The following is a 3746-nucleotide window of genomic DNA, read 5'->3' as shown; positions in this document are numbered from 1 at the left end:
GTCAGGCGCCTCATTCTTGGCTGACACTCCGCCGCGCGGGGCAAGCCCGCTCACTACAGAGTTATTTGCAGTCTTCAGACGACTTCTAGACGAACTTTGTGCTGATTGAGCAACTGCACCAGCGCCGGCACCGGCTGCTGATCGGTCACCAAACAATCCACCAGGCTGATCGGACCCAGGCGAATCATGGCATTGCGTCCGAATTTGCTGGAGTCCGCCGCCAGGATCACTTGGCGCGCATTGGCGATGATCGCCTGGGAAACCCGTACTTCCTGATAATCGAAATCCAACAGGCTGCCGTCTTCGTCAATGCCGCTGATGCCCACCAAGGCAAAGTCGACCTTGAACTGATTAATGAAGTCGACACTGGCCTGACCCACCACACCGCCATCCCGGCGCACATTGCCACCGGTCAGCAACACATCGAAGTCGTCCTTGGCACTGAGCATGGTGGCGACGTTGAGGTTGTTGGTGATGATTTTCAGATGGTTGTGATTGAGCAGAGCACGGGCGATGGACTCAGTGGTCGTACCGATATTGATGAACAGCGAGGCATGATCAGGGATTTGCGCGGCGATGGCTTCGCCGATGCGTTGTTTCTCATCGCGCATCTGGTCGGCACGCATGGCGTACGCGGTGTTCTCGACACTGGAGTCATAGGCCGCGCCGCCGTGGTAGCGACGCAGCAGATTGGCGTCCGCCAGCTGGTTGATATCGCGGCGGATGGTTTGCGGGGTGACAACGAACAGCTGCGCCATTTCCTCGATACTCACGTAGCCGCGTTCGCGGACCAGTTCGAGGATTTGTTGTTGGCGGGGAGGCAGATTCATGGGGCGTCCTTTGGGCTGCCATACAAAAGTGGCCCATGATGACGCAGCAAGCGGCTCCCCGCCAGTTACAACCGGACGTTGGCTTATTCAGCGCCTTCGTGGGGCTCCCAGTCGCGGGTGCGGCTGACCGCTTTTTGCCAGCCGGCGTACAGCTTCTCTTTGGCGGCTTCATCGAGTTGAGGTTCGAATTCGCGCTCGATCACTGCTTTGCCGCGCAGTTCGTCCAGGCTGCCCCAGAAGCCACAGGCCAAGCCAGCCAGGTAAGCGGCACCGAGGGCTGTGGTTTCGCGCATTTGCGGGCGCTCGACCTGAGTGCCAAGGATGTCGGCCTGGAACTGCATCAGGAAGTTGTTGGCCACGGCGCCGCCGTCTACGCGCAGGGCCTTGAGGCGTTCGCCCGAGTCCTGCTGCATGGCGTCGAGAACGTCGCGAGTCTGGTAGGCAATCGACTCCAGGGCCGCACGGATAATGTGATCCACGCGTACGCCACGGGTCAGGCCGAACAACGCGCCACGGGCGTAGGGGTCCCAATACGGCGCGCCCAGGCCGGTGAAGGCTGGCACCAGGTACACACCGTTGCTGTCCTTTACCTTGCCGGCGAAGTATTCGGTGTCGTGGGCGTCGTTGATGATTTTCAGCTCATCACGCAGCCATTGCACGGTGGAGCCGCCGTTGAACACGGCGCCTTCCAGGGCGTAGGCCACTTCGCCACGCGGACCGCAAGCGATGGTGGTGAGCATGCCGTGCTTGGATTTCACGGCTTTGTCGCCGGTGTTCATCAGCAGGAAGCAGCCGGTGCCGTAGGTGTTCTTGGCTTGGCCGGCTTCGACACACATCTGGCCGAACAGGGCGGCCTGCTGGTCACCGGCGATACCGCCGATGGCAATGCCGCTTTTGGTGCGGCCATAGATTTCGGACGACGACTTAACTTCCGGCAACATCTCACGCGGGATATCGAGGATCTCCAGCATCTTCGCATCCCACTCCAGGGTGTGGATGTTGAAGAGCATGGTGCGCGAGGCGTTGGTGTAATCGGTAACGTGGGTCTTGCCACCGGTAAATTTCCAGATCAACCAGCTGTCGACAGTACCGAACAGCAGCTCGCCGTTGCGGGCGCGTTCGCGGCTGCCTTCGACGTTGTCGAGGATCCACTTGAGCTTGGTGCCAGAGAAGTACGGGTCGGTGACCAGGCCGGTGGTGTCGCTGATGTATTGCTCGTGACCGTCGCGCTTGAGCTGCTGGCAGATCTCGGTGCTGCGGCGGCACTGCCAGACGATAGCGTTGTAGACCGGGCGGCCGGTGATTTTGTCCCACACCACGGTGGTTTCACGCTGGTTGGTGATGCCGATGGCGGCCACCTGGTCATGGTGCAGCCCGGCTTGGGCCAGGGCCTCGACCATTACGGCGCTCTGGGTGGCGAAAATTTCCATCGGGTCATGCTCGACCCAGCCGGCTTGTGGGTAATGCTGAGCGAATTCACGCTGGGCGGTGCAGACCACGTTGGCGTCCCGATCAAAAATGATCGCCCGCGAACTGGTGGTGCCCTGATCAAGGGCAATGATGTAGTTCTTATTCTGAATGTCGGTCATGTCGATTGCCTTGGACGGAAATAAGGAAATAAGTAATCAGCCTGGGCCATGAAAAGGGCAGTGGGCGCCAGGCTGGCGCTATCAGGAAATATGCGTCTTGCCGTTGACAGCCGTGTCAGTTGTTTCAGGAACAGTAGGTGCCGCGCTCGGCAAATGGCGGGCAATCAGCCCGCGATAAGCCGCAGCGCCGAGGCATGCGCCGACGATCGGCGCGAAAACCGGCACCAGGAAGTAAGGAATATCGCGGCCGCCTGTAAAGGCCATTTCACCCCAACCGGCGAAAAAGGTCATCAGCTTGGGGCCAAAGTCACGCGCCGGGTTCATCGCAAAGCCGGTCAGCGGGCCCATGGCACTACCAATCACGGCGATCAGCAGGCCGATCAGCAGAGGCGCCAACGGGCCGCGCGGCAAGCCGTTGTTATCGTCGGTGAGGGCCATGATCACACCCATCAGGATGGCAGTGATGACCATTTCCACCAGGAAGGCCTGGGCGGTGCTCAGCAACGCATGGGGGTAGGTGGAGAACACCGACGCCAGCTCCAGGCTGGCCTGGGAGCCGCGAACCATGTGGTGCGTTTGTTCGTAATCGAAAAACAGGTTGCTGTAGAGCGTATACACCAGCGCCGCGGAGCAGAACGCACCGGCAATCTGGGAAAGGATATAGAAGGGCAGTTTGCGCTTTTCGAAGTCGGCAAAAATACACAGGGCGATACTAACCGCCGGGTTGAGATGAGCCCCGGAAATACCGGCGCTCAGGTAGATCGCCATACTCACGCCGACCCCCCAGATGATACTGATTTCCCACAACCCAAAGCTGGCCCCCGCGACCTTGAGCGCAGCCACACAACCGGTACCGAAGAAAATCAGAAGTGCAGTCCCCAGGAACTCGGCCATGCATTGGCTCGAAAGTGAAGGCTGTTGAAGAGCAGTTGTCATGGAAAACCTCTGTTTTTGTTGTTGTCTGTTGTCTCGTCGCAACGGGCGAGCGTCGATTTTCACCGTGATAAGGATCCCCATCCTTACCTACGGCTTACTGCTCGAGCGCTGTAGGTTCATTTCCTACAGTATTCGGAAACGAAAAAATATAGACAAGAATGACGGCTGTCAAAGGTCGAAAGTGAACCATTGGTCATTTTCGAACTATTGGTCTGGTGAATGATCACGCTCGGCGCGCTGCGTGACGGTTATTCAAGGGGCGCACTAGAGCGTTTTGTACGGGCTTGGCCTAGAATTGGCCATCAGTTTGCCCTGCCTGGAGCCCACATGACCCCCGCATTGGACCTGTTGAAAAAAGTTCGCGCCGAACATCGCATCCACAGTTATGAAC

The 3746-nt window shown here is 58.8% G+C and carries 3 protein-coding genes and 1 pseudogene; 1 reads left to right on the top strand and 3 read right to left on the bottom strand.

Annotation, left to right across the window (positions count from 1 at the left end):
- Window positions 1-74 precede the first annotated feature (74 nt).
- The 3 genes from ACRESD_RS08770 to ACRESD_RS08760 form a co-directional block, all read right to left on the bottom strand.
- On the bottom strand, window positions 75-830 hold the full coding sequence (locus ACRESD_RS08770) for a DeoR/GlpR family transcriptional regulator (RefSeq protein WP_010212755.1): 756 nt from the start codon (window positions 828-830) through the stop codon (window positions 75-77).
- 83 nt (window positions 831-913) lie between these two features.
- Window positions 914-2419, bottom strand: coding sequence for a glycerol kinase GlpK (gene glpK / locus ACRESD_RS08765; protein ID WP_431750562.1), 1506 nt, complete (start codon window positions 2417-2419; stop codon window positions 914-916).
- 81 nt (window positions 2420-2500) lie between these two features.
- Entirely contained in the window at window positions 2501-3355 is an 855-nt protein-coding gene (locus ACRESD_RS08760; RefSeq protein ID WP_431750561.1) for an MIP/aquaporin family protein, read from the bottom strand.
- Between the two features lie 327 nt (window positions 3356-3682).
- Here ACRESD_RS08760 and ACRESD_RS08755 point away from each other — a divergent pair.
- Window positions 3683-3746, top strand: a pseudogene (locus ACRESD_RS08755) (Cys-tRNA(Pro) deacylase); the annotation flags it as partial.

Origin of the sequence: Pseudomonas sp. (assembly GCF_050739995.1) — a bacterium.
Lineage (GTDB): Bacteria > Pseudomonadota > Gammaproteobacteria > Pseudomonadales > Pseudomonadaceae > Aquipseudomonas.
The sequence above is the reverse complement of the archived record's forward strand: the minus strand, read 5'-3'. Positions and strand labels throughout refer to the sequence as shown.